Origin of the sequence: Curtobacterium sp. MEB011 (assembly GCF_030209655.1) — a bacterium.
Taxonomy (GTDB): Bacteria; Actinomycetota; Actinomycetes; order Actinomycetales; family Microbacteriaceae; genus Curtobacterium; species Curtobacterium poinsettiae.
Genome location: NZ_JARVRN010000007.1, coordinates 256822 through 281992 on the forward strand (window position 1 = coordinate 256822; position 25171 = coordinate 281992).

23 protein-coding genes and 2 tRNA genes are annotated in these 25171 nt (G+C 70.9%); 19 read left to right on the top strand and 6 right to left on the bottom strand.

All coding sequences use genetic code 11. The features are described from left to right. The first annotated feature begins 185 nt into the window (after positions 1-185). Complete coding sequence (locus QRN30_RS10675) at positions 186-1247, top strand: LLM class flavin-dependent oxidoreductase (protein ID WP_017888689.1); 1062 nt, start codon at positions 186-188, stop codon at positions 1245-1247. An 85-nt stretch (positions 1248-1332) separates the two neighbouring features. On the opposite strand, the gene QRN30_RS10680 is transcribed toward QRN30_RS10675, so the two are convergent. The 5 genes from QRN30_RS10680 to QRN30_RS10700 all read right to left on the bottom strand — a co-directional run bounded on the left by QRN30_RS10680 (position 1333) and on the right by QRN30_RS10700 (position 6925). Next, the gene (locus QRN30_RS10680) at positions 1333-1950 is read right to left on the bottom strand and encodes a response regulator transcription factor (RefSeq protein ID WP_284761067.1); all 618 of its coding nucleotides are present in this window, start codon (positions 1948-1950) and stop codon (positions 1333-1335) included. Then, positions 1947-2972, bottom strand: a complete 1026-nt coding sequence (locus tag QRN30_RS10685; RefSeq protein ID WP_194589751.1) for a sensor histidine kinase — start codon at positions 2970-2972, stop codon at positions 1947-1949. The genes QRN30_RS10680 and QRN30_RS10685 overlap by 4 nt, the downstream gene beginning before the upstream one ends. 271 nt (positions 2973-3243) lie before the next feature. After that, positions 3244-3317: transfer RNA gene (locus tag QRN30_RS10690), tRNA-Pro, on the bottom strand. 93 nt (positions 3318-3410) lie between these two features. After that, positions 3411-4367, bottom strand: coding sequence for a metallophosphoesterase (locus QRN30_RS10695; protein WP_284761068.1), 957 nt, complete (start codon positions 4365-4367; stop codon positions 3411-3413). Beyond that, positions 4364-6925, bottom strand: coding sequence for a transglycosylase domain-containing protein (locus QRN30_RS10700; RefSeq protein WP_284761069.1), 2562 nt, complete (start codon positions 6923-6925; stop codon positions 4364-4366). The genes QRN30_RS10695 and QRN30_RS10700 overlap by 4 nt, the downstream gene beginning before the upstream one ends. A 50-nt stretch (positions 6926-6975) precedes the next feature. Between QRN30_RS10700 and sp36 the strand changes: the two genes are divergently transcribed. Together sp36 and QRN30_RS10710 are read left to right on the top strand one after the other, a co-directional pair. Further along, positions 6976-7134, top strand: coding sequence for a Sp36 family protein (sp36, locus tag QRN30_RS10705; protein ID WP_017888699.1), 159 nt, complete (start codon positions 6976-6978; stop codon positions 7132-7134). Next, positions 7131-7592: a RidA family protein gene (locus QRN30_RS10710; RefSeq protein WP_071251852.1), complete on the top strand. Its 462-nt coding sequence runs from the start codon at positions 7131-7133 to the stop codon at positions 7590-7592. Before sp36 ends, QRN30_RS10710 begins: the two co-directional genes overlap by 4 nt. A gap of 79 nt (positions 7593-7671) precedes the next feature. Here QRN30_RS10710 and acs read toward each other — a convergent pair whose 3' ends face one another. Next, a complete protein-coding gene (gene acs, locus QRN30_RS10715) occupies positions 7672-9624 on the bottom strand; it encodes an acetate--CoA ligase (RefSeq protein ID WP_284761070.1) in 1953 nt (650 codons plus the stop codon). Positions 9625-10402: 778 nt separating this feature from the next. On the opposite strand from acs, the gene QRN30_RS10720 reads away from it, so the two are divergent. From QRN30_RS10720 to QRN30_RS10795, 16 genes are all read left to right on the top strand, one after another. Beyond that, entirely contained in the window at positions 10403-11332 is a 930-nt protein-coding gene (locus QRN30_RS10720) for a TadA family conjugal transfer-associated ATPase (RefSeq protein WP_194589748.1), read from the top strand. Further along, on the top strand, positions 11329-12162 hold the full coding sequence (locus QRN30_RS10725) for a type II secretion system F family protein (RefSeq protein ID WP_042538868.1): 834 nt from the start codon (positions 11329-11331) through the stop codon (positions 12160-12162). The genes QRN30_RS10720 and QRN30_RS10725 overlap by 4 nt, the downstream gene beginning before the upstream one ends. 84 nt (positions 12163-12246) lie before the next feature. Further along, positions 12247-12486 carry a DUF4244 domain-containing protein gene (locus QRN30_RS10730; RefSeq protein WP_071251849.1) on the top strand — a complete coding sequence of 80 codons (240 nt, stop codon included), beginning with the start codon at positions 12247-12249 and terminating at the stop codon, positions 12484-12486. 10 nt (positions 12487-12496) lie between these two features. Further along, positions 12497-12802: a TadE family type IV pilus minor pilin gene (locus QRN30_RS10735; RefSeq protein WP_161598126.1), complete on the top strand. Its 306-nt coding sequence runs from the start codon at positions 12497-12499 to the stop codon at positions 12800-12802. Position 12803: 1 nt separating this feature from the next. Continuing rightward, positions 12804-13283: an Rv3654c family TadE-like protein gene (locus QRN30_RS10740; protein ID WP_284761071.1), complete on the top strand. Its 480-nt coding sequence runs from the start codon at positions 12804-12806 to the stop codon at positions 13281-13283. Beyond that, positions 13259-16075 (top strand): type I DNA topoisomerase, encoded by a 2817-nt coding sequence (topA, locus tag QRN30_RS10745; protein ID WP_140448967.1) that lies wholly within the window; start codon positions 13259-13261, stop codon positions 16073-16075. The genes QRN30_RS10740 and topA overlap by 25 nt, the downstream gene beginning before the upstream one ends. After that, on the top strand, positions 16072-16707 hold the full coding sequence (gene tmk, locus QRN30_RS10750) for a dTMP kinase (protein ID WP_042538862.1): 636 nt from the start codon (positions 16072-16074) through the stop codon (positions 16705-16707). Before topA ends, tmk begins: the two co-directional genes overlap by 4 nt. A gap of 25 nt (positions 16708-16732) precedes the next feature. Beyond that, a complete protein-coding gene (locus tag QRN30_RS10755; RefSeq protein ID WP_017888709.1) occupies positions 16733-17875 on the top strand; it encodes a DNA polymerase III subunit delta' in 1143 nt (380 codons plus the stop codon). A gap of 24 nt (positions 17876-17899) precedes the next feature. Continuing rightward, the gene (locus tag QRN30_RS10760) at positions 17900-18535 is read left to right on the top strand and encodes a TetR/AcrR family transcriptional regulator (RefSeq protein WP_017888710.1); all 636 of its coding nucleotides are present in this window, start codon (positions 17900-17902) and stop codon (positions 18533-18535) included. Between the two features lie 44 nt (positions 18536-18579). After that, a tRNA-Thr gene (locus tag QRN30_RS10765) sits at positions 18580-18652 on the top strand. A 181-nt stretch (positions 18653-18833) separates the two neighbouring features. Beyond that, entirely contained in the window at positions 18834-19631 is a 798-nt protein-coding gene (locus QRN30_RS10770) for a glycoside hydrolase family 16 protein (RefSeq protein WP_071251846.1), read from the top strand. Positions 19632-19819: 188 nt separating this feature from the next. Then, a complete protein-coding gene (locus QRN30_RS10775) occupies positions 19820-20260 on the top strand; it encodes a BLUF domain-containing protein (RefSeq protein WP_042538933.1) in 441 nt (146 codons plus the stop codon). Between the two features lie 113 nt (positions 20261-20373). After that, positions 20374-21369 (top strand): Gfo/Idh/MocA family protein, encoded by a 996-nt coding sequence (locus tag QRN30_RS10780; protein ID WP_284761072.1) that lies wholly within the window; start codon positions 20374-20376, stop codon positions 21367-21369. A 73-nt stretch (positions 21370-21442) separates the two neighbouring features. Next, complete coding sequence (dacB, locus tag QRN30_RS10785; protein WP_284761073.1) at positions 21443-22954, top strand: D-alanyl-D-alanine carboxypeptidase/D-alanyl-D-alanine endopeptidase; 1512 nt, start codon at positions 21443-21445, stop codon at positions 22952-22954. A gap of 23 nt (positions 22955-22977) precedes the next feature. Further along, positions 22978-23598, top strand: coding sequence for an isochorismatase family protein (locus QRN30_RS10790; protein WP_214532468.1), 621 nt, complete (start codon positions 22978-22980; stop codon positions 23596-23598). Between the two features lie 56 nt (positions 23599-23654). After that, positions 23655-25133, top strand: a complete 1479-nt coding sequence (locus QRN30_RS10795; RefSeq protein ID WP_263137448.1) for an NAD-dependent succinate-semialdehyde dehydrogenase — start codon at positions 23655-23657, stop codon at positions 25131-25133. Positions 25134-25171 lie beyond the last annotated feature (38 nt).

The following is a 25171-nucleotide window of genomic DNA, read 5'->3' on the forward strand; positions in this document are numbered from 1 at the left end:
CCGGCCGTCGCATCGCACGTCCAGGGCACGCCGCGTGCGTCAGCCGAGTGGTCGCGGACTGTAGGTGCCGCAACCTCCAAGCGTCACCTGGTGACCGGTCGGCGGCGGTGCGGCGGCATGTCCTGACCGGTCGAGGTCCCGGTGCCGCGTGGAATGCAGGTGCGCCGGAGCGCGTTGGTGACCACATGACCGACGACACCCTGCACCTGTCCGTCCTCGACCTGGCCACCCGCGAGTACGGCCAGTCCAACACCGAGGCCCTGCAGGGGTCCATCGACATGGCCGTGCACGCCGAGCAGCTCGGGTACGAGCGGTTCTGGGTCGCCGAGCACCACGGGATGCCGGGCATCACGTCCTCGGCCCCGGCGGTGCTGCTGAGCGCCGTGGGCGCGGCCACTTCGACGATCCGCATCGGATCCGGTGGCGTCATGCTGCCGAACCACGCGCCCCTCGTCGTCGCCGAGCAGTTCGGCACCCTCCGTGCCCTGTACGGCGACCGTGTCGACCTCGGGCTCGGGCGCGCTCCCGGCACCGACGGCGCGACCGCCATGGCGCTGCGCCGAACCGACCGACTCGACGTCGACGACTTCCCGCAGCAGCTCGCCGACCTCATCGGCTTCTTCACCGGGATGGACGAGGCGAACCCGCTGTCCCGCATCCGCGCCGTGCCCGGGTACGGGGACGTGCCGGAGTTCTGGCTGCTCGGGTCCTCCGGCTACAGCGCCCAGGTCGCGGGTGCGCTCGGCATCTCGTTCGCCTTCGCCCACCACTTCGCGTCGGACAACACCGAGGCGGCGCTCGCCCTGTACCGCGACTCGTTCCGTCCGTCGCGCTTCCGGCAGACGCCGAACGCGCTGATCGGCGTGCAGGTCGTCACCGACGAGGACCCTGCCGTGATCGAGGAGCAGAGCGCGCCGGGCATGATCTCCTTCATCCGGATGCGCTCCGGCCGGAAGCCCGAGCCGGTGTCGATGGACGAGGCGCGTGCGTACGAGTTCAACGACCTCGAGCGTCGGTTCATCGCGGCTCGCACCGAGCGTCAGGCCTACGGCAACGCCGAACAGGTCGCGGAGAAGATCAACGCGCTCGTGGCTTCGACGGGGGCGAACGGCGTGATCGTGTCGCCCGGCGCTGCGCAGGCGCGGTACCGGCACCAGGCGCTCGACGTCGTGGCGGGGCTGCACGCTGCCGGCAAGCTCGTGCCCGCGGGTGCGTCAGCTGGCGCCGGGGCGTCGTCCGTCGGCTAGTCCGGGTTCGTTCGCCGAGTGAGCAGAAGATGTCGGGCCACCGCTCGTGACTCGACTTCTTCTGCTCACTCGTTCGTGTGGTGCCTCAGGTGAGCAGGCCCAGGCGCGTGGCTGCAGCGACCGCCCCGACGCGGGACCCGACGTCGAGCTTGCGGAAGACGTTGTAGACGTGCCGCTTGACGGTGCCGATCGCGAGTTGCAGGTCGGCGGCGATCTCGGCGTTGGTGCGCGCGGCGGCGAGGAGTCGCAGGACCTCGAGCTCGCGGTCGCTCAACGGTGAGCCGGCACGGGCCTCGGTGACCAGGTCGACGGGGAACGTGACGGGTGCCGCATCGGCCTGGGCTGCCCGGGCGATGCGGTCGACGAGTTCGCGGCTCGGGGTGTCCTTCGTGACGAAGTCGACCGCACCGGCGTCGAGCAGGGTACGACGGAGAACGGCGTCGCGGTGCATCGTGAGCACCACGACGCGGATGTCCGGGCGGGTGCGGCGCACGGTGGCGATCGTGGTGCGCGCCGACGGGCCGTCGAGCTCGACGTCGAGGAGCAGGACGTCGATGGCGGCGGCCTCGGGGGAGTCGAGGACGTCGGACGGTCGTTCGCCGTGTGCGACGACGCGGATCGTGGGGACGGCGGCCAGGATCGTGGCGAGTCCTTCGCGGAACAGCCGGTGGTCGTCGACGATGGCGACGTGGGTGACGGTCACAGGGTGCCCTTCGGGATCGTCAGGCGGACGGTGGTGCCGGTGCCCGGGGAGCTCTCGACGGCGAGCCGAGCGCCGATCACCGCGGCGCGCTCGCGCATCGTCTGCTGCCCGAGGCGACCGCCGGCGTCGCCCTGCACGTCGAAGCCCGGGCCGTCGTCGGCGACCGTCACGACCACGGCGGCGGCGGACCACGCGAAGCGCACCGAGGTCGTCGAGCCCGGGGCGTGCTTGCTGCGGTTCGTGAGCGCCTCGAGCAGGATCGTCAGCGCTTCCTCGGCCTGCCAGTTCGGCAGCGCAGCGGGCGTCCCCGTCGACTCGATGGACAGCCGGTCGTCGTCGGGGAACAGGTCGCGCACGTGCCGTCGGAGCGCGTCGTCGAGCAGCGCGTCACCGACCCGGGCGTGCAGGCTCACCGCGAGGTCCTGCACGTCGCCGAGGGCGCTCCGGAGCAGCCGTGCGGCGTCCTCGAGCTGGTCGGCGCGCTCGTCGGACGGCGGGTCCGTCAGCAGGACGAGGTCGAGGCGCTGCAACCCGGCGAGGATGCCGTGGGCGACGCGGTCGTGCAGGTCCCGCGCGATCTGGGTGCGGGAGTCCAGGTGCGCCGTGGTGAGGCGTTGGCGCAGTGCCTCCGTGTACGCGACTGCCCCGGCCGGGAACCGGCTCCAGATGCCGGCGTGCAAGGCCCTCGTGGCCCGCAGGACCTCGGCGGTGGACGTCGCACCGACCTCGTCGACGAAGACCGGCAGGTAGGCGTCGAACAGCATCTCCGCCGCGAGCATGGCACCGGCCGGGTGCTGCGCCTGCTCGGCGTGCAGACTGCCGGTCGCCAGGTGGTCCGGATCGAGGTAGGCGTTGCTCACCACGCTGGCCTCGGCTCCAGCTGCGTAGCGCTCGTGCGCCTCGGCGATCATCGACGTCACGTTCTCGACCAGGTTCTGCGTCAGCACCGGGTCGTCGGCGATGTCGGGGAACTGCGCGGCGATCTGCGCGAGGAGGGCAGTGAGTCGATCGGGGATGTCCATGACGGTCGCGAGCGTATCGGCCGTGGTGCCGCGCGGATGTGTCGCACGCCGCACGATGGGCCACCGGACACATCGCCGCACTGCATGCCCGAGGCGTTGACGGACTCGTCGCCGAACGAACCCGTACCCGCCGCTCGAGGTCCGCCGCCGCACTCGCGGCGACCCGACGTCGGGACCTGGAGTGGTTCTTCGATGTCGAGGGTGTCCGGGGAAAGCAGAAGGCCCTGGTTCCGGAGAACCAGGGCCTTCTTCGTACTGTCTCAACACAGTGTCGGGGTGACAGGATTTGAACCTGCGACCTCCTCGTCCCGAACGAGGCGCGCTACCAAGCTGCGCCACACCCCGCGGTGTGATCACTCCGTACCGGAGCAACCAGACAATACTATCCGATGATCCAGGGTGCTCACGACCATCCGGCGAACTCCCGGGCGCGTCGGTTCAGGAAGCCCGTGCGGTGAGGGTGACCACGACGGCCTCGGGTCGGCAGGCGAACCGGACGGGCGCGTAGATCGAGGTGCCGAGGCCGGCCGAGACCTCGAGCCACGACCAGTGGTTGCGGTGCTCCCACTTGTGCAGCCCGCTGGCGTACCGGCGGGGGAGGTCACAGTTCGTGACGAGCGCACCGACCCCGGGGACCGCGACCTGGCCGCCGTGGGTGTGCCCGGCGAAGATGATGTCGGCGCCCTGCGTCACGAAGGCGTCGAGCACGCGACGGTAGGGGGCGTGCGTGACACCGATCGCGACGGGCGCGGGGCCGTCCTCGTCCTCGGACCACGGCACGTCGCTGCGCATCTCGTCGACGTTGGTGGGGAGCAGGTCGAGGCGGTCCCAGTCGCGGTGCGCGTCCGAGGTGCCGAACAGCTCGAACCGAGAGCCGCGGAGCTCGATCGCGTGCGCCTGGTCGTTCAGGTCGAGCCAGCCGAGCGACTCGAAGAACGCCGTCTGCCGATCGATGTCGAGACCGACCGGCTCCGCCGCCTTGTGCATCCGGCTCGGGCCCGAGAAGTACTTGAGCGGGTTGCGCGGGGACGGCCCGAAGAAGTCGTTCGACCCGTAGACGAACACCCCGGGGACCCCGCGGAACGGCTCGAGCGCGTACTCCACGGCAGCGTTCGCGGTCGCGTGGCCGAGGTTGTCGCCGGTGTTCACGATGAAGTCCGGCTCGACCAGGCTCAGGTCGCGCAGCCACTGCTGCTTGTCGGCCTGCCACGGGGCCATGTGGATGTCGGACAGGTGCAGGACGGTCACGTCACGGGAACCCGGCGGGAGCACCGGGACGGTCTCCCACCGGATCCCGAAGCGGCGACGTTCGACGAGCGAGCCCCACGCTGCCGAAGCAGCCCCGACGGCCGCGCCTGCAGCGAGGACGCCGAGTGCGGCGCGGCTGCGGGTCACTTGCAGTCCTTGGGCGCCTTGCCGTCCTTGTCGCCGTAGAGCTTGATCCGCACCTGGTCGTCCTTGTTCGCCGTGGAGCTGATCGCCGGGTCGACCGCGGCGACCTTGCAGGTCTTGCCGCCGCCGCCCTTGGCGTAGTCATCGGTGATGCTGACGTTGGTGAAGCCGGCGTCGTTCAGGGCCGAGCGGGCATCCCCGAGGGAGTTGCCGCCGATCTCCGGAACGGTCGCCTGGGTGCCGTCCGACGTGTAGACGGTGACGCTCGAGCCCGAGGACAAGAGCGCACCCGCCGCCGGGGAGGTGGAGGTCACGGAACCGGGGTTCCCCGGGCCGGGGCGCGCACCGCCGTCGACGTAGGTGAACCCGGCGCCCGAGATCGCCGCGCGGGCCTCGTCAGCCGTCTTGCCCTGCAGGTTCGGCAGGGCCTTGGCGTTGCCGCGGATCGCGGTCTGCTGTGGGTCCGTGAACGGGCCAGCGGGGTAGATCGCGTTGATCGGGGTCATCGCCTCGCGCCAGACCTTGGCTCGGTCTCCCGCGTACGTGCCACCCACTCCGTTGCTGAAGTGACGGAGGTTGATCTTGCGACCGTCGGTGTTGCCCTGCCAGTAGGCGGTGGCGACCCGCGAGCTCGCGCCGACGAGCCAGATCTGATCGGCATAGTCTGTGGTACCGGTCTTGGCGAACAACTGCGTCCCGTCAGGGGTCTGGGCACCTTGGGCGGTGCCGCTCCTGATCGTGCCCTTCATCGCATAGATGGCCGCCTGCGCGAACGCCGGGTCGACCGCTTGCTGGCAGTCCTTCGTCTGGCCGCCGAGCTTCTTGCCGGACGGCGAGGTGATCTCGTCGATGGCGATCGGCTTGCAGTAGATGCCGTTGTTCGCGACGGCCGCATAGGCCGCGGCCATCGTCATCGGAGCGATCTCGTTCGTGCCCAGGATCGCGGAGGGGTTCTGGTACTGCAGCTCTCCGCCGTCCGCGCGGTGGACACCGAGCGACTGCGCGATGTCACGGATGTCGCAGAGATCGAGCTTCTGCGCCATCGAGGCGAACGCACCGTTGATCGAGCCGGCGGTGGCGCCCAGCACACTCCAGTTGCCGCCTTCACCGGGAGCGTCGTTCGAGACGTCGAACTTCGTGTAGTCGGTCTGACCGCAGATCGTCCACGGCGTGACCACTCGTTCAGCTCCGCTGACGGTCTCGTTCAGGCCGTGTCCGGCCTTGACCCAGTCGAGCAGCGTGAACAACTTGTAGGTCGAGCCGGTCTGGAAGCCCTTCGAGCTGCCGTACTTCTCGTCGACGCTGTAGTTCAGCGAGGTCGATGTCGGCGCCGACTTCAAGGACTCGTCGAAGTCCTTGTTCTGTGCCATCGTGATGATTCGGCCGGAGCCAGCCTCGATCGAGTTGAGCGTCGAACCCAGGGCCAGGTTCGTCTCGGCTTTGTTGTCGTAGGTGTTCAGCAGGCGCTTCTGCTCGGCGTTCAGGTCGATGTTCAGCGTCGTCTGGATCTTGTACCCGCCGTTGCGCCACGCGGTGTCGCGAGCCTTCTGCGACGAGCCGAGCTGCGACATCTCGAGCACGACCTTCTTGGCGTAGTCGCAGAAGAACTGCGAGCCGTCGCCGACCGAGGCGCGGCAGCCCTGCGATGGCTGCGTCAGGTGCACGTAGTCCGCCGGCTTTGACAGGCGGGCCTTGCGGTACTCGGCCTCGGTGAGGTTCTTCTGGGCGTACATCGATCGGAGCACGACGTTGCGTCTGGCGACGTTGGCGTCGTACTTCTTCGGGTTCGACAGGTTGCGCGCCTCGGGGTACTGCACGATCGCGATGAGCGACGCGGCCTCGGCCGGGGTCAGGTCGGTGGCGCTCTTGTTGTAGTAGTGCTGCGCCGCGGCCTGGACGCCGTACGTCTGGTCGCCGAAGTAGGCGATGTTCAGGTAGGCGGTGAGGATCTCCTTCTTGGAGTACTTCTTCGCCAGCCCGATCGCGAGCTTCATCTCCTCGAGCTTGCGGGGGATGGTCTGCTCGACGGCCTCGTTGTAGGCCTTCTCCTGCTCCTTCTTGGTGGGGAGGTTCAGGGCTTCGTTCATCTTGATGTTGCGGACGAGCTGCATGGTCAGCGTCGACCCACCGCCCGAGTCGCCGAGGCCGCCCGCGATGCTGCCCACACCGGCGCGGATGAGCGACGTCATGTCGACGCCGCCGTGGTCGTAGAAGCGCTTGTCCTCGCCGTCGATCGCCGCGTTCTTCAGCTGGTCGCTGATCTGGTCGAACTTCAGCTCTTGGCGGTTCTGGTCGTACAGGGTCGCGAAGTGCACGGACTTGCCGCCCGAGTACGCGTACAGCTCGTTGCGCTGCGGCAGGTCACCGATCTCGATGTACTCCGGCAGGGACTCGAACACGCCGATCGTGGACGTCGTCGTGACACCGGCGACGGCGATGGCCGGCGTGACGCCGATCGTGACGAGCAGGCCGGCGAGGGCACTGAACCCGACGAATCCGATGAAGGCGCCGACTGCTGAGACGGGCTTGGTCCGCGATGCAGACGTCTTCTGGGCAGACATAGGATGCAGCCTAAACGACACCCCCGACTGAAAGGCTGGCAAGGAACCGCATGACTCGCTGGGAGTACTTCACCACGCCGCTGATGATCCACAACACCACCGCGATCCTCAACAACTACGGGGACGAGGGTTGGGAGCTGGTCCAGATCGTCACCGGACCCGAGGGTGGCCTCGTCGCCTACCTGAAGCGCCCCAAGGCCGACGCATGAGCGTCTCGGACCGACTCGCCGAACTCGGCCTGACGATCCCTGCGGTCGCCGCGCCCGTCGCCGCCTACGTGCCCGCCGTCGTGACGGGCCAGTACGTCTACACGGCGGGCCAGCTGCCCTTCGTCGACGGCACCCTGCCCGTGACCGGCAAGGTCGGTACCGACGTCGACGCGGAGACCGCTGCCGCCCAGGCACGCGTCGCCGCGCTGAACGCCCTGGCCGCCGTGCAGTCGGTCGCCGGTTCGCTCGACCGCGTGGCCCGTGTCGTCAAGGTCACCGTCTTCGTCGCGTCGGACCCGTCGTTCACCGGTCAGCCCGGCGTCGCCAACGGCGCGTCGACCCTGGTCGGCGAGGTCTTCGGTGACGCCGGCGTCCACGCGCGGAGCGCGGTGGGCGTCGCGGTGCTCCCGCTGGACGCACCGGTCGAGGTCGAGCTGGTGGTGGAACTGACGTCCTGATGGACCGTCAGCAGTGAAGCGAACGCAGGTGGGGCCTCCCGTCCGACATGGACTGGAGGCCCCACCTGCGTGACACGGACTACATGAGTTCCGCGATGGTCGCCATGATCGTCGGGTCGGCCAGCGTCGTCGTGTCGCCGATGCGACGGCCCTCGGCTGCGTCGCGGAGCAGCCGCCGCATGATCTTGCCGGAACGTGTCTTCGGCAGTTCCGGCACGATGACGACCTGGCGCGGCTTCGCGATCGCACCGATCCGCTTGCCGACCCAGTTGCGGAGCTCTGCGGCGGCGGTCTCGCGGTCGACGTCTGCGGCGGCCTCGGCCGTCAGGATGACGAAGGCGACGACTGCCTGCCCGGTGGTCTCGTCGGCGGCCCCGACCACGGCGGCCTCGGCGACGCCCTCGTGGCCGACCAGGGCGGACTCGATCTCAGCCGTCGACAGGCGGTGTCCGGAGACGTTCATGACGTCGTCGACGCGCCCCTGCACCCAGATGTCGCCCTGCCCGTCGAGCCGCGCACCGTCGCCGGCGAAGTAGCGGCCGGGGAACCGCGACCAGTACGTCTCGACGAACCGGTCCGGATCGTTCCAGATCCCGCGCGCCATCGACGGCCACGGCTCGGTGATCGTGAGGTAGCCGCTCTCGCCGGGATCGGCACGGTTGCCGTCGTCGTCGACGATCTCGGCGACGATGCCCGGTAGGGGCGTCTGCGCGGCGCCGGGCTTGAGCTTCGTGACGCCGGGCAGCGCGGAGATCATGATGGCGCCGGTCTCGGTCTGCCACCACGTGTCGACGATCGGCGTGCGGTCGTGGCCGATGACCTGGCGGTACCACTGCCACGCCTCGGGGTTGATCGGTTCGCCGACGCTGCCGAGCAGGCGGAGGGTCTCGAGGCTGCGCGCCTCCGGGATCTCGCGGCCGGCCTTCATCGCGGCGCGGACCGCCGTGGGTGCGGTGTACAGGACGGTGACGCCGTACGCGTCGACCAGGTCCCACCAGCGGCCGGGCTTCGGCTCGTCCGGCGTGCCTTCGTAGAGCACCTGGGTGACGCCGTTGGCGAGCGGGCCGTAGACGACGTAGGAGTGACCGGTGATCCAGCCGATGTCGGCGGTGCACCAGTACACGTCCTTCTCCGGGTGCATGTCGAAGACGTTCTTGTGCGTGTACGCCGCCTGGGTCAGGTAGCCGCCGGAGGTGTGCACGATGCCCTTCGGCTTCCCGGTCGTGCCCGAGGTGTACAGGATGAACAGCGGCGTCTCGGCGGGGAACGCCTGTGCCTCGTGGGTCGGTGCCGCCTTCGCCAGCTCCTCGTGCCACCACACGTCGCGGTCGTTCCACGCGATGTCGTTGCCGCCGCGCTTGACGACCAGGACGTGCTCGACCGTGTCGGTGCCCTCGCCGGTCAGCGCCTCGTCGACTGCGGGCTTGAGCGGAGAGACGGCGCCGCGCCGCCAGCCACCGTCGGCGGTGACGACGAGCTTCGCGCCGGCGTCCTCGATCCGGGCACGGAGGCTCTCGGCGCTGAACCCACCGAAGACGACCGAGTGCACGGCGCCGATGCGGGCGACGGCGAGCATCGTCACGACGGCCTCGGGGATGAGCGGCAGGTAGACGACCACGCGGTCGCCCTGGCCGACACCGAGGTCGGTGAGCATGTTCGCGGCGCGCTGCACCTCGGCGGTGAGCTCGGCGTAGGTGATCCGGCGCGTGTCGCCCGGGGCACCCTCGAAGTGGATCGCGACACGGTCGCCGTTGCCCGCCCGCACGTGCCGGTCGAGGCAGTTCTCGGCGACGTTGAGCGTGCCGTCGGCGAACCACTTCGCGAACGGGGCGCCGGACCAGTCCAGGGTCTGCGTGAACGGGGTGCGCCAGTCGAGCAGGGAGCGGGACTGTTCGGCCCAGAACGCCTCGCGGTCGGCCGATGCTGCGTGGTGGAGGTCCTCGCCGGCGACCGCGTCGGCCACGAACTCGGGTGGCGGCGCGAACGTCGCTCCGTCGTCGCCTCGGGGGTCGGTCTGGGTCGGAGTGGACATCGATGTCCTTTCGCGTCGTTGCGGCCTCTGGTGGCATCCGTCGCCGGTGCCTGCGTGCATCCGGAGACTACCCCTCGGCCGGGTCGGGGTGCGGCACGCCCGGAGGTCGTGTCCGGGGTTGCCCCGGAGGGGTGATCGTGGGGTACAGTAGTTCTCGCTGGACTCGTTTCCGGCGGCATCGAATCGGATTCCCCCCAATCCCTCGATGTCAAGGCGGCACCTGTTCCCCCCAACCGGTGCCGCCTCTTCTGTTTCCCGGGGTCTGACTCGAGCATCGGCCGCTCGTCGGGCTCTGGCATGTGCCCCGATCCGCACAGGGACGCCGGTCGCGTGGACAGACCGGTCCATGCTCGTGCATGCATTCTGCATGTTCTTGCGTAGCAGGTGCTACGTCCAGTCCGGACGCCGGGAGCAGGGGTGGTGGGTGATCCCGGTGGCATCCGTGTCCGATCATCGACCGGGGTACGGCTTTCCGTTTCGGGGGACAAACCGGTCCGTTGGTAGGGCAGCTCGGTGTTGTCCACAGAAGTGGGGACCGGCCGATCGGCGCCCTCGAGCGTTCCTTACCGTCGGCGGTATGCCACTCCACCGTGCTCCTCCGCTTTCTCCGCTTGCTCGTGGTTCGTCCGCGTCCACGTCGGCGTCGCACGCGCTGACGTCGTCTGCGTCTGCGTCTGCGTCTGCGTCCGCGTCCGCGTCGGCAGCGCTCGCGCCACCGCCCCCTCCTTCCGCCCCGTTCCTGCCCGGCGCCGCACCGCCGGCACGTCGCCGTGCGGCCGTGGTCGTCGAGTTCGAGGAACTCGCGGCCCTGGTGGCGGACGCCGCTGTGACGGACGTCCTGGTGCTCGGCGGCGTGGGGACGTGGGTCGACCGCGGCACCGGACTCGAAGCCGTCCAGCCTCGGCTGACCGAGACGCGTGCCCGCGAACTCGCGACCCGCCTCGTCGCGCTCGGTGGTCGTCACGTCGACGAGACCACGCCGTGCGCGGACGTCCGGCACGGTGACGGTGTCCGGGTCCACGTCGTCCTGGCCCCGGTGTCGGTCGGGGGCACCGCGGTGTCGATCCGACTGCCACAGGTCCACCGGCCATCGCTCGCCGCCCTCGAACGCGGCGGGACCTTCGCGTTCGTTCCGCGGTCGGTCGTCGAGGACGCCGTCGCCGCGCGCCGGAACGTCCTGGTCACCGGTGCGACCGGCAGCGGCAAGACCACCCTGCTCGCGGCGATGCTCGGGAGCGTCCCCGTCGACGAGCGCATCGTGACGGTGGAGGACGTCGCAGAGCTCCGGATCGCCCACCCGCACGTCGTCGCGCTCGAGGCGCGGCAGGCGAACGCCGAGGGGGTAGGCGCGCTCGGTCTCGACCGACTCGTGCGGGAAGCGCTCCGGATGCGACCCGACCGGATCGTCGTGGGGGAGTGCCGTGGCGCCGAGGTCCGCGAACTCCTCTCCGCCCTGAACACCGGGCACGACGGCGGAGCGGGCACGGTGCACGCCAACGGCATCGCCGACGTCGCTGCGCGCCTCGAAGCACTCGGAGCGCTCGCCGGCCTCGGTGCCGAGGTGCTGGCCCGGCAGGCCGTCAGCGCCTTCGACCTGGTCCTGCACGTGGAGCGACGAGCCGGACAGCGGCGGCTCGGCGGCGTGGGCACGTTGCACGTCGGTCCGGACGGGAGGCTCGAGGTGCGCCCGGTGGACGGGCTGCGGTGAGCCGACACACCGCTGACGGCCCCGCTCGGGTGGCGGGGGTGCTCGACCGGGTGGCGACGCTGGTCGCGGCGGGTGTCCCGCCGCCGCGAGCGTGGCAGCTCGTCGGCGGGCTGCCCGGCGCCGGCGGACCGGCCCAGCAGGACGTCGCCGTCGTCCTGCGCGTCGCGGACCGGACGGGAGCACCCGTCGCCGAGACCCTCCGCGGGCTCGCCGGCGCGCTCCGGCGCGCCGCCGCCTCGGACCGCGCGATCCGGGTCGCCCTGGCCGGTCCGCGGACGAGCGCCCGCGTCGTCCTCGCGCTGCCGCTCTTCGGGTTGGGCCTCGGGGCGGCCTGGGGTGCGGGCGCCGTCGAGGTCCTGGTCGGTTCGCCGGCCGGCTGGGTGTGCTCGGGCACAGCCGCAGCCCTCGTCCTCGCCGGACGACGGTGGACGGCGCGGCTGGTCCGTTCCGCGACGCCCGACGGCCACGTCCCCGGGGTGCTCCTCGACGCCTGGGCCGTGGCGGTGGCCGGAGGCGGATCGTGGACCACCGCCGGGCAGGCCGTCGCCGAGGCGTCCGCCGCAGCCGTCCCACCCGCGGGGGACGTCGATCGTCTGCGGGAGGTGCTCGACCTCGCCCGGCGCGCTGGGGTCCCCGCCGCGGGGCTGCTCCGACGCGCTGCCGAGGACGTCCGCGACGAAGCCGCTGCCGACGGGCTCGTGGCGGCGGAACGCCTGGCCGTGCGCCTGGTGCTGCCGCTCGGGGTGTGCGTCCTGCCGGCGTTCGTGCTCGTGGGGGTCGTGCCCGTGGTGGTGGGGGTCCTCTCCTCCACGGTGGGCGGACCGGGGTGACCTCTCCACAGATGCGGTCGGGACACCGTCGTCGCCACCGCAGCCCGGACAGGCTGGTCCCACCGAACAGAAAGGACGGACTCCATGAGCACCACGTCACCTCCCGACCACCGCATCCGTCGGGCCATCCGCCACCGTCGCCACCGTTCCCTCGTCGCACGGTGGCGCGCCCGACTGCGCGACGACCGGGGATCGGCCACCGCCGAGTACGCGGTCGTCATCCTCGCCGCCGTGGCCTTCGCCGGAGTGCTCGTCGCGGTGATGCGCTCGGGCGAGGTCCAGACCATCCTCACCGACCTCGTCCGTGGCGCGCTCTCGCTGTGAGCGTGGCTCGGTGACGGTCGAGTTCGCGGTCGCGCTGCCCGTGGTGGCCCTCGTGCTGACCGCGCTCGTCGCGGCGGTGCTCGTCGTCGATGCGCAGGGTCGGCTGCAACTCGCCGCCGCCACCGCAGCGCGGGCGATCGGTCGCGACGACGACTCCCAGGGGCGGTCCGCGGCCGAACGGATCGCCCCGGGGGCCTCGATCGTCGTCCGGGCCGACGGCGACCTGGTGTGCGTCGACGCCACGCGCGGCGGGACCGGTCCCTTCGCGGCGCTCCCGCTGACCGCGACGGGGTGCGCCGTGGCCCGAGGGGGCTGACGTGGTGCGTCCCGACGGTCAACGGGGCTCGGCGACCGTGCTGCTCGTGGCGGTCCTCGGCGTGGGGGTCCTCGTCGGGTCGACGGCGCTCGCCGCAGCCGGCCACCGCACGCAGGCCCTCCGCGCACAGGGTGCCGCCGACGCCGCGGCCGTCGGGACCGCTGCGGCCGCCTCCGGGCTGGTCCCGGGGGAGCCGTGCGCGGTCGCCACCCGGATCGCGACGGCGAACGGGGCCACCCTCGACACCTGCGAACTCCTCGCCACCACGGCCCGGGTCCGCGTGGTCGTGGGCACCGGTCCGTTCGTCACCGGCGCGCTCGCGGTGGCCGGTCCGGCAGGCAACCCGCCCGAACACTATGTGTATGGTGTGCCTGTCGGCCCGCGGTCACCGATGTCCCGGTCGCCCCGGACACGCTCGTGGACAGGGCCGATCAGCACCATCGATCAAGGAGACACGTGCCAGGCACGAAGAAGCTCGTGATCGTCGAGAGCCCTGCGAAGGCGAAGACGATCGCGCAATACCTCGGTGACGGATACGAAGTCCAGGCCTCTGTCGGACACATCCGCGACCTCGTCGAGCCGAAGAACCTGCCGCCCGAGCTCAAGAAGGGCTCCCTCGGCAAGTTCTCGGTGGACGTCGACAACGGCTTCGAGCCGTACTACGTCGTGTCCGACGCCAAGAAGAAGACCGTCTCCGAGCTGAAGCGCGCCCTGAAGGACGCCGACGAGCTCTACCTCGCAACAGATGAAGACCGCGAGGGCGAAGCCATCGCATGGCACCTGCTGCAGGTCCTGAAGCCGAAGGTCCCCGTCAAGCGGATGGTCTTCCACGAGATCACGAAGGAGGCGATCCAGCGCGCGCAGGAAGCCACCCGTGAGCTCGACACCGCCCTCGTCGACGCACAGGAGACCCGCCGCATCCTCGACCGTCTCTACGGGTACGAGGTCTCGCCGGTCCTGTGGCGCAAGGTCGCCCCCGGACTGTCCGCCGGCCGTGTGCAGTCCGCCGCCACCCGTCTCGTGGTCGACCGTGAGCGCGAGCGCCTGGCGTTCGTGTCCGCCAACTACTGGGACCTGTCCGCCCGGTTCGAGAAGGCCGGAGAGTCCTCCTTCTCCGCGCGACTCGCCCGGATCCACGGCACCCGCGTCGCCTCCGGCCGTGACTTCGACGACCGCGGCGCGCTCAGCGGCGACGTCGTCCGCCTCGACGAGGCCGCTGCCGCGTCGCTGACGACCGTCCTCGAGCGCGCCGGTGACGCCACCGTCCGCAGCGTCGACTCGAAGCCCTACACGCGACGCCCGGCCGCTCCGTTCACCACGTCGACGCTCCAGCAGGAAGCCGCGCGCAAGCTCCGTCTATCGCCGCGACAGACCGCCCGTGCCGCGCAGACGCTGTACGAGAACGGGTACATCACCTACATCCGTACCGACTCGGTCTCGCTCTCGAAGCAGGCGATCGACGCGGCCCGCAAGCAGGCGGCCGACCTGTACGGCTCGGCCACCGTCCCCGACAAGCCCCGCCTGTACGCGAGCAAGAGCAAGAACGCGCAAGAGGCGCACGAGGCGATCCGTCCCGCAGGCGACTCCTTCCGCACCCCGCAGGACCTCCAGGGCACCCTGACCGGTGTCGAGTGGCGTCTCTACGACCTCATCTGGAAGCGCACCATCGCGTCGCAGATGGCCGATGCCAAGGGTTCGACCGCGTCGATCGTGCTCGGCATCGCCTCCACCGAGTCGGTGGAGGGCATCGCGTCGACCGCGAACGGCACCGACGCCGAGTTCACCGCCTCCGGCACCGTCATCACCTTCCGCGGCTTCCTCAGCGCGTACGAAGAAGGCCGCGACGAGGACCGCCACGAGTCCAGCGATCGCGCCGGCCAGGACGTCGCCCTGCCGAACGTGGCCAAGGGCGAGCACCTCGCGGTCACCGACGTCGAGGCGAAGGGGCACGACACCACCCCGCCGCCGCGCTTCACCGAGGCGAGCCTCATCAAGACGCTGGAAGAGCTGGGGATCGGACGCCCGTCGACCTACCCCACGATCAGCCCGACGATCATCGACCGCGGCTACGTCTCGCTCCGCGGCACGCAACTCGTGCCGAACTGGATCGCCTTCAGCGTGGTGCGCCTGCTCGAGGAGTACTTCGGCGAGCTCGTGGAGTACGACTTCACCGCCGAGATGGAAGAAGACCTCGACCGCATCGCCCGCGGCGACGCCGACCGGGTGGACTGGCTCAAGGGCTTCTACTTCGGTGGCGGCGACGACGACCAGCGCGGCCTGCGGACGGTCATCGACAACCTCGGTGAGATCGACGCCCGCGAGATCAACTCGGTCGAGCTCGCTCCGGGCCTCACGCTCCGGATCGGTCGGTACGGTCCCTACATCGAGGTGCCGAGCGACGACCCCGAGAAGCCCCGGCGCGTCAACGTCCCCGAGGACCTCGCCCCCGACGAACTGACCGTCGCGAAGGCGAAGGAACTCGTCGACGCTCCGGTGATCGGCGACCGCGTCGTCGGGATCAACCCGGAGACCGGCAAGGAAGTCCTGGCGAAGGACGGCCGCTTCGGTCCGTACGTCACCGAGCGCACCCCGGAGCCCGAGCCCACCGTGGACCCGAAGACCGGCGAGGTCGTCGAGTCGCCTGCACCGGCAGAGGCCCCGGCGACCGAGGCGGCTGCTGCGACCGCGACGAGCGAGACGGCGACGGCGAAGAAGGCCCCCGCGAAGAAGGCCCCCGCGAAGAAGACGACGAAGAAGGCCGCGGCTCCGAAGGAACGCACCGCTTCGCTCTTCAAGTCGATGGACCCGCAGACGGTCGACCTCGAGACCGCGCTGAAGCTCCTCGACCTGCCCCGCGTCGTCGGTCAGGACCCGGAGACCGGCAACGACATCACGGCGCAGAACGGCCGGTACGGTCCGTACCTGAAGAAGGGGACCGACACCCGGACCCTGCCCGGCGAGGACGCGATCTTCGACATCGACCTGCCCGGCGCACTCGAGCTGTTCGCACAGCCGAAGTACGGCGGCCGCACCGCCAGTGCCGCGCTCAAGGAGTTCGACGCCGACCCGGTGTCCGGCAAGGCGATCAAGATGAAGGACGGCCGGTTCGGTCCGTACGTCACCGACGGCGAGACGAACGCGACCATCCCGAAGGGCGAGGACGTCGAGGCCGTCGACCACGCCCGCGCCGTCCAGCTCATCGCGGACAAGCGCGCCAAGGGGCCCGTCAAGAAGAAGACCCCGGCTCGTCGGACGGCGGCCAAGAAGAAGTGACCGGTCGCTTCATCACGCTCGAGGGCGGCGACGGCGCGGGCAAGACGACCCAGGCGGAGCTGCTCTCGGCGTGGCTCGGTGCGCACGGCCGGACGGTGGTGCGCACCCGCGAGCCCGGTGGCACCGACCTCGGCGTCCGGATCCGCCAGATGGTCCTGCACGAGCGGGGCCACATCGCGCCCCGGGCCGAGGCGCTGCTGTACGCGGCTGATCGCGCCCAGCACGTCGAGACCGTCGTCCGTCCGGCGATCGCACGCGGTGACGTCGTGCTGCAGGACCGCTACATCGACTCGTCCGTCGCCTACCAGGGTGTCGCGCGGGGGCTCGGCGCCGAGCAGGTCCGCTCGGTCTCGGAATGGGCCGCCGACGGCCTGGCACCGGACCTCACGATCCTGCTCGACCTCGACGTCACGCTCGGGCGTGCCCGGGTAGCCGCGGCACGGGGGGACACCTTCGACCGCCTCGAGTCCGAGGCCGCGGCGTTCCACGAGTCCGTCCGGCAGGCGTTCCTCGCCATGGCGGCCGCGGAGCCCGCACGCTTCCTCGTGGTCGACGCCGCAGCTCCGACCGATGCCGTGCAGGACGCAGTCCGTCGCGCGGTCGCCCCGCTCGTCGGGATCGACGCAGCGTGACGGTGGTCACTGACAGGATGGTCCCGTGAGCGTGTGGGACGGCCTGACCGGGCAGGAAGAAGCGGTCGCATCGCTGCGCAATGCGGCCGAGTCGACCGACGGTACCGGCGGCATGACCCACTCGTGGCTCATCACCGGCCCGCCCGGGTCCGGTCGGTCGAACGTGGCGACCGCCTTCGCGGCTGCGCTCGTGGGCAACGGCCCCGACGACGACCACACCCTGCGGCAGATCACCGCGAAGACCCACCCCGACGTCTCGGTGCTCACGACCCAGCGCGTGATCATCACGATCGACGAGATCCGGCAGCTCGTCACCTCGTCGTACTACTCGCCGTCGGTCGGGCGCTACCGCGTCGTCATCATCGAGGACGCCGACCGCATGACCGAGCGGACCTCGAACCTGCTGCTCAAGGCGCTCGAGGAACCACCGGAGCGCACGGTGTGGATCCTCTGCGCGCCCAGTGAAGCCGACCTGCTGCCGACGATCCGGTCGCGCGTCCGTTCGGTCCGCCTGCGTGTGCCCGGCATCGAGTCCGTCGCCGACCTGCTCGTGGCCCGGACCGGTGTCGACCGTGCTCTCGCGATGGACGCCGCACGTCAGGCGCAGAGCCACATCGGCATGGCGCAGCGCCTGGCCACGAGCGAGCCGGCCCGTGATCGTCGACGCCGGACCCTGACCACCGTGCTCGGTGTGCGGAGCGTCGGTGACGCCGTCATGGCTGCCGCCGAGCTCCTCGCCGTCGCCGACGAAGACGCCAAGTCCATCACCGAGCAGCGCGACTCGGAAGAACGCGATGCGGCCCTGCGCTCGCTCGGTGTCGAGCCGGGCGGGACGATCCCGCCGGCACTCCGGTCGCAGCTCCGTGCGCTCGAGGACGACCAGAAACGCCGAGCGACCCGGAGCCTGCGCGACGGGCTCGACCGGATCCTGGTGGACGTCTCGTCCCTGTACCGCGACCTGCTCCTGATGGGGCTCGGTGCTCCGGCGGAACCGGTCAACCTGGCCATGCGTGAGCAGCTCGAGCACGCACTGCCGACGACCCCGCCCGCCGCCGCGCTCCAGGTGCTGGACGCCGTGGCCCTGGCGCGTCAGCGCATCGCTGCGAACGTCGCGGCACTGCTGGCCCTCGAAGCGCTGCTCGTCACGATCGCACGCGCCCGCCGCTGAGGCCGGGCATGCGAGAATCACGGCATGCCCGACGCTGAACCCGGCCTGCGCGAACGGAAGCGCCGCGCCACCCGGCGCGCCATCCAGCAGGCTGCGCTCCGGATCGCCATCGAGGACGGCCTCGGCGCGGTGACGGTGGACGAGATCTCCCGCCGTGCCGACGTCTCGCCCCGGACGTTCTTCAACTACTTCCCGAGCAAGGAACAGGCGATCCTCGGCGACGACCCGCAGCTGCCGGACGACCAGGCGTTGCAGACGTTCGTCGCCGGGGGGCCGAACGGTGAACTGCTCGCTGACATCGGCACCCTGCTCGTGCACTCCACGCGCGAACTGATCGAGGAACGTGGACTCATCGAGGAGCGGCAGCAGGTCCTCCGCGCCAACCCGGAGCTGTTCAGCCGGCGCATGGCGTCGATGAAGGAGTTCCAGGCGGAACTGCAGGCTGCCGTCGCACGTCGTCTCGAGCGCGCCGACCCCGAGCTCGCCGCGGACGCCGATGCGCTCCGTCGCCGCGCCGGTCTCGCGGCCATCGTCGCCCTCGCCGCCCTGCGCCACGCGTGGTGGGAGTGGTCGGGTTCCGAGGCCGGAACCCACCTGGTCGACGAACTCGAACGGTCCTTCTCCGAGCTCGGCGTGCTGGTTTCGCGTTCACTCGTCTGAACCTGTATAGTCATTGCTCGTGCCACTCCGGACATGGAGTGTGCGCCGCCTTAGCTCAGTCGGTAGAGCGATTCACTCGTAATGAATAGGTCGTCGGTTCGATTCCGACAGGCGGCTCCGTGAACACCCCGGTCAGGCCTGCTCGAAGTGGCTCTGACCGGGGTTTTCGTATTCCGGACGAAATCCGTGTCCCTCACCCGAGGGACAGACCCCTGGCGTTCGCGCGGACTAGCCTTGTCCGCGATACGGGGGACACCATGACCGAGCGCCAGCTCATCGCACCGACGGCAGTGACGCCGTGTTGAAGCGTGTGCTGGTCGTCGTCCTGGTCGCCGCCACCGCCGGAGCGCTCGCGATGACCGCAGCGGCCGTGCCCGAGTCGCGGGCGACATCTGCGTCGACCGCGTCGCCGGGTGCCCCATCGTCCGCGACGCCGACGGGGTCCTCGACCGGGCCGGCGTACTTGGCCGACCGTGAGCCGACCTTCTCGGAAGACTTCGACACCCCCGCTGCGGCCGGTGGTCCCTTCGCCGAGACGTACCGGAACTCGTGGCAGCCCTACCCCGACGGCGCCGGCGGCAAGTACTACTCGGACGAGCTCATCAGCGCGCACGACGGCTACCTGGACGTCGCGTTGGACGGTGAGCGGGGCGCCGCCGGCACCTTCGGCACCCCCACCGGCGCCTGGTCGCACGTCGGCGGCACCTTCAGCATCCGTGCGCGGGCGACCGGGGGCGACGGCAACGGGATCGCGGTGATGCTCTGGCCGACGTCCAACGCCTGGGCGGACGGCGAGCTGAACTACCCGGAAGGCCAGTTCGACGGCTCCCCGCGGGTCTTCCACCACTCGATGCTCCAGGGACTCGAACGCCGCACCGAGCACTACAACACCCGGGTGTCCTGGAACGACTGGCACACCTACACGACGGAGTGGGTGCCGGGGAAGATCATCCGGTACTACCTCGACGGCAAGCTCGTGTTCACGGTGCCGCGCAACGTGCCCACCACCCCGCACCGCTACATGTTCCAGATCGGCAACTGGGGCGCCCCGGGGCACGTCCAGATCGACTGGGTCCGCACTTACGACGCGGAGTGACCAAACCCCCCGGACGGGGGCTCCGAATCAGTCCGGTCGTACGACCCGACACCCGTGTGCTCGCGTCGATGACCCGAACCTCGACGCGGGTGCGCGGGTGGGGCCGTTCCCCGTTCTGGGGCTGCCCGTCGTCGTCGGGGCGGTCCACGATGAGTGGGAACCCGTTCCGTCGTCACCGAGAGGTCGTCATGCTGCTGTCCCTGGTCTACATGAGCGCGGCGAACCAGGTGTTCGACCAGGAGCTGCTCGACGCGTTGCTCGAGCACGCGCGGGAGCACAACACCGCGTCCGACCTGTCCGGCCTGCTCGTCTACAAGGACGGCCGGTTCATGCAGCTGCTCGAGGGTCCCGAAGCGGCCGTGCTCGAGACCTACCGGCGGATCACCGACGACCCGCGGCACACCGAGATCGGCCTGCTGGTCGAGGAGCGCATCCACACCCGACGCTTCGGCGAGTGGAAGATGGCGTTCCACCGCGAGGCCGATGGCGACCTGCCCGACGGCTTCGACACGTTCCTCGCCCAGGGCGACGCGAGTGCGGACACCAGCCGCGCGCGCGAGCTGCTGCGCTGGTTCCGGAACCACCCGCTGGCCGCTCCCGACGCCGCGCTCGGCAAACACCGCCGCTGACGCACGGCACCGGCCGCACCGCGCAGCAGCCCAGCACCGCACAGCACCGGCAGCCCCGCGCAGCAGCCCAGCACCGCGAGGCGCCACCGCCGCGGCGCTGGTAGACAGGACCCATGACGGTTCGCTGGGGAGTCATCGGTACAGGCGGCATCGCGCGCTCCTTCGTGGGTGACTGCGCCGCGGCAGGCGTCGTGTTCACGGCTGTGGGCAGTCGCACCGGCGCGCGCGCCGAGGCCTTCGCCGCCGAGTTCGGCGTCGAGCGGGCGCACGGGTCGTACGAGGACCTCGTCGCGGACGACCAGGTCGACGCGGTCTACGTCGCGACCCCGCACGTCCGGCACGCCGAGGACGCCCTGCTCGCGATCCGCGCGGGCAAGCACGTCCTGGTCGAGAAGGCCTTCACGATGACCGCGGCCGAGGCCCGGACGGTCGTCGACGCCGCGAGGCAGGCGGGTGTCGCGGTGATGGAGGCGATGTGGACGCGGTTCCTGCCCCAGATGGCGATGATCCGCGAGGTCGTCGCCGAGGGCCGCATCGGCCGCCCGATGGTCGTCGAGGCGACCCACCACCAGGCCCTGCCGACGGACCCCGACCACCGGCTGCGCGACCCGGCACTCGGTGGGGGAGCGATGCTCGACCTCGGGATCTACCCGGTGTCCTTCGCGGTGGACGTGCTCGGGGTGCCGACAGCGCTGGTCGCGGCGGGCACGCTGAGCGAGCAGGGCGTCGACGAGCAGATGGGCCTGGTGATGACGCACGAGGGCGGCGCACAGTCGATGATCCACTTCGGCATGGACCTCCGCAGCCCGAACACGGCGTCGGTCATCGGTGAGTCCGGCCGCATCGACATCGACTCCACCTGGTACACGCCGACCACCTGGCGGATCCGCGATCGTGACGGCGTCGTGGTCGAGGAGTTCGACGGTCGCGAGGAGCTCGCCGGCTACGCGCACGAGGCGCGCGCCTTCGAGTCGATGATCACGTCCGGCCGCCACGACGGCGGCCCGATGGACCCGGCCGAGACGGTCGCGATCATGGCCGTGCTGGACGAGGCACGTCGCCAGGTCGGGGTCCGCTACCCGGCCGACGGTCCCGTCTCGGCTCCCTGATCCGGCTCCCGTCCGCCACGGATCCCGCATCCGGCCTGGAGGCTCCTGCCGCAGTTCCGTAGGATCGGTCGCGATGTCCGAGCAGCAGCCCACCCCGCTTTCCGTCCCGGAGCGGTTCCACGCCGCCGTCGCCGCGGTGCGTGCCTCCGCGGCGCGACGCCCGGTGCCCTGGATCGCGGGTGGGCTCGCGGCGCTCCTCGTGGTCGGTTCCGGTGGGGCCGTCGCCGTCGCGGCGGCCACGACCTCGGACTCCCGGTCGGCCGCCGCGCCGAGCCCGACCCGGAGCGGGTCCTCGGCGCCGGACTCGACGACCACCACGAAGCGCCCGGCGACGAAGCCGTCCCCGACCCCGCCCGCGGCCGCCCGTGCCGTGCCGAAGGACCTGGCCGGCCCGTCCGCACTCCGGACCTGTTCGATCGCCACCGCCGCGTCGGCGAGCGGCCTCGGTGACTTCGAGGGGTACGTGATGGACGCGAAGACGGGCAAGGTCCTGTTCTCGAAGAACGGGGAGCGGGCTGCCCAGACCGGCAGCGTCATGAAGACCCTCACCTCGGCGACCGCGCTCTCGGTGCTCGGGGGCGACCACCGCATCCCGACGACCGTCGCACGGGAGTCCGCGAACACCGTTGCCCTGGTCGGCCACGGGGACGCCACCCTGTCCGCCGGTGGCGGCACCGTCTACCCGGGCGCCCCGACCCTCGCGCAGCTCGCGCAGCAGGTGAAGGCCGAGGTCGGCGACACCCCGATCACCACCATCGTCACCGACGACTCCTACTGGAGCGACGCCGACGCCTGGGACCCCACGTGGCCGGTGTCCGAGCGCACCATCGGGTACCAGCCGGAGGTCACCGCGCTGATGGTCGACGGTGACCGGGCGAACCCCGCCGCGGCGACCTCGCCCCGGTCGGAGGACCCCGTCGGTCGTGCCGGCGCCGCGTTCCGGACAGCACTGGCCAACGCGGGCGTCGCGGGCGCGGGTTCCGCGCAGATCGTCAAGCGTGCGACCACGGGTACCGAGACGATCGCGACGGTGAACTCGCAGCCGGTGTCGACGCTCATCGGGCAGATGATCCCGAACTCGGACAACACCCTGGCCGAGATGCTCGCCCGGATCTCGTCGAAGGAGTCGGGGTCGAACGGCTCGGCGGCCTCACTGACATCGGTGTACCAGTCGGCGCTCCGCTCGTACGGCCTCGACCCGGCCGGCATCACGATCAAGGACGGCTCGGGCGAGAGCGCCTCGAACGCCGTGTCGCCGGAGTTCGTCGCGCACCTCATGGTGCAGGTCGCCTCGGGCGCGAAGGGCCTCGGGACGCTCGCGAACGCCCTGCCGGTGTCCGGGCAGTCCGGCACCCTCGCCAGCCGGTTCACCGGGGCGAACGCCGTCGCGCGCGGCAAGGTGCACGCGAAGACCGGCTGGATCGACAGCGCGAACACCCTCGGCGGCTACATCGACGCTGCTGACGGCTCCCGGTTGACCTTCGCCTTCTACGCCATCGGTTCACCACGCGCGGCCGCCCTGCCGGCACTGGACGCGGTGACGGCCGCCACCTACTCGTGCGGGAGCAAGCTCACCGGCTCCTGAGCCGACGGGTGTTGGATGGATCCATGGCAAGAGCACTGCTCGTCGTGGACGTCCAGAACGACTTCACCGAGGGCGGTGCGCTCGCGGTCACCGGGGGAGCGGCGCTCGCGGAGCGCATCACCGCGTTCCTCGGTCGGCACGGGGACGAGTACGACCTGATCGTGGCGTCCCGCGACTGGCACCACGGCGACGACGACAACGGCGGGCACTTCGCCGGACCCGAGGGACCCGACTTCGTGGACACCTGGCCGGTGCACTGCGTCGCGGGCTCGCCGGGCGCCGACTACCATCCCGATCTCGACACCGCCCTGATCGACGTCGAGGTCTTCAAGGGCCAGGGCACGCCGGACTACTCGGCGTTCCAGGCCCGGACCGAGGCGGGCGTCCCGCTCGCCGCAGTACTCGCCGAACGCCGCGTGCACACGGTCGACGTCGTCGGGATGGCGACCGACCACTGTGTCCGGGCATCGGCACTCGACGCCCGTGCCGCGGGCCTCGACGTCGCCGTGTACCAGGACCTGGTGGCCGGCGTCGACGCTGAGCGCAGTGCCCGGGCGCTGGACGAGATCCGGGCGGCCGGCGGACACGTCGACCGCAGCGACATGGACGAGGGCCTCGCGAACCCAGGAGGAGCACGACTGTGACCGAAACCACCACGAACGACACCCCCACCACCGACGCCGCGGACGACGCGCGTCTCGTGACGACCGTCGCGGACGAACACGTCCGCGTCCAGGGCGTCCCCACCGGCCTGTTCATCGGCGGCACCTGGCGTGCCTCGTCGAGCGGGTCCACCTTCGCCGTGCACGACCCGTCGACCGGCGCCGTGCTGGCCGAGGTCGCCGACGCCAGCGCCGAGGACGGCATCGCCGCGCTCGACGCCGCGGCCGCAGCGCAGGAGTCCTGGGCGGCAACGGCCCCGCGCACGCGTTCCGACATCCTCCGCCGGACCTTCGACCTGGTGCACGAGCACACCGACGACCTGGCGGCCCTCATGTCGCTCGAGATGGGCAAGCCCCTGGCCGAGGCCCGGGGTGAGGTCGTCTACGGCGGCGAGTTCCTGCGCTGGTTCTCGGAGGAGGCCGTCCGCATCACCGGCGACTACCGCACGAACCCCGAGGGCACCGGCCGGGCGATCGTGCTGAAGCGTCCGGTCGGCCCCGTCTACGCCATCACGCCGTGGAACTTCCCGCTCGCGATGGCGACCCGGAAGATCGGCCCGGCGCTGGCCGCCGGTTGCACCGTGGTCGCGAAGCCTGCCGACCTGACCCCGCTGACGACCCTGTTCCTGGTCGAGCTGTTCCGCCGCGCGGGGCTGCCGGACGGTGTGCTCAACGTGATCCCGTCGAGCGACGCCAAGGGACTGTCCGGACCGATCATCGCCGACCCGCGCCTGCGCAAGCTCACGTTCACGGGCTCGACCCCGGTCGGGTCGGCACTGCTCAAGCAGGCGGCCGACAACGTGCTCAAGACGAGCATGGAGCTCGGCGGCAACGCCCCGTTGCTCGTGTTCGACGACGCCGACCTCGACACGGCTGTGGACGCCGCGATGCTCGCGAAGTTCCGGAACACGGGCGAGGCCTGCACCGCTGCGAACCGGTTCTTCGTGCAGGACGGCATCGCCGACGCGTTCGTCGCAGCCCTCACCGCGAAGGTCGACGCACTGCGCGTCGGCCGGGGCACCGAGGACGGGACGACGCTCGGACCGCTCATCGACGACCGCGCCGTGGACAAGGCCGCCGGGCTCGTCGACGACGCCGTCGGCCGGGGTGCGCGGCTCGTCACCGGCGGACACCGGATCGACCGTCCGGGCACGTTCTACGAGGCGACGGTGATCGACGACGTGCAGCCCGGCTCGGAGATCATGACGACGGAGATCTTCGGACCGGTCGCGTCGGTCACGCGCTTCAGCACCGAGGACGAGGGCATCCGGCTCGCGAACGACACCGAGTACGGCCTCGTCGCCTACGCCTTCACGACCGACTTCCGGCGTGGTCAGCGGCTCGCCGAGCGCCTGGAGACCGGCATGCTCGGCCTGAACACGGGCGTCGTGTCGAACGCGGCGTTCCCGTTCGGCGGCGTGAAGTCGTCGGGCCTCGGTCGTGAGGGGGCACACGAGGGCATCGAGGAGTACCTCGAGACCGTCTACGTGCTCACCCCGGACCCGTTCGCCGCCTGAGCCTGCGCGTGGTCCCACGGTGCGGCCGCGGTGGACGC

Coding starts and splice junctions, on each gene's coding strand:
- QRN30_RS10675 (WP_017888689.1), top strand. CDS start 186: ATGACCGACGACACCCTGCACCTGTCCGTCCTCGACCTGGCCACCCGC.
- sp36 (WP_017888699.1), top strand. CDS start 6,976: ATGACTCGCTGGGAGTACTTCACCACGCCGCTGATGATCCACAACACC.
- QRN30_RS10730 (WP_071251849.1), top strand. CDS start 12,247: ATGAGCACCACGTCACCTCCCGACCACCGCATCCGTCGGGCCATCCGC.
- QRN30_RS10685 (WP_194589751.1), bottom strand. CDS start 2,972: ATGGACATCCCCGATCGACTCACTGCCCTCCTCGCGCAGATCGCCGCG.
- acs (WP_284761070.1), bottom strand. CDS start 9,624: ATGTCCACTCCGACCCAGACCGACCCCCGAGGCGACGACGGAGCGACG.
- QRN30_RS10760 (WP_017888710.1), top strand. CDS start 17,900: ATGCCCGACGCTGAACCCGGCCTGCGCGAACGGAAGCGCCGCGCCACC.
- dacB (WP_284761073.1), top strand. CDS start 21,443: ATGTCCGAGCAGCAGCCCACCCCGCTTTCCGTCCCGGAGCGGTTCCAC.
- QRN30_RS10710 (WP_071251852.1), top strand. CDS start 7,131: ATGAGCGTCTCGGACCGACTCGCCGAACTCGGCCTGACGATCCCTGCG.
- QRN30_RS10775 (WP_042538933.1), top strand. CDS start 19,820: ATGCTGCTGTCCCTGGTCTACATGAGCGCGGCGAACCAGGTGTTCGAC.
- QRN30_RS10700 (WP_284761069.1), bottom strand. CDS start 6,925: ATGTCTGCCCAGAAGACGTCTGCATCGCGGACCAAGCCCGTCTCAGCA.
- QRN30_RS10790 (WP_214532468.1), top strand. CDS start 22,978: ATGGCAAGAGCACTGCTCGTCGTGGACGTCCAGAACGACTTCACCGAG.
- QRN30_RS10780 (WP_284761072.1), top strand. CDS start 20,374: ATGACGGTTCGCTGGGGAGTCATCGGTACAGGCGGCATCGCGCGCTCC.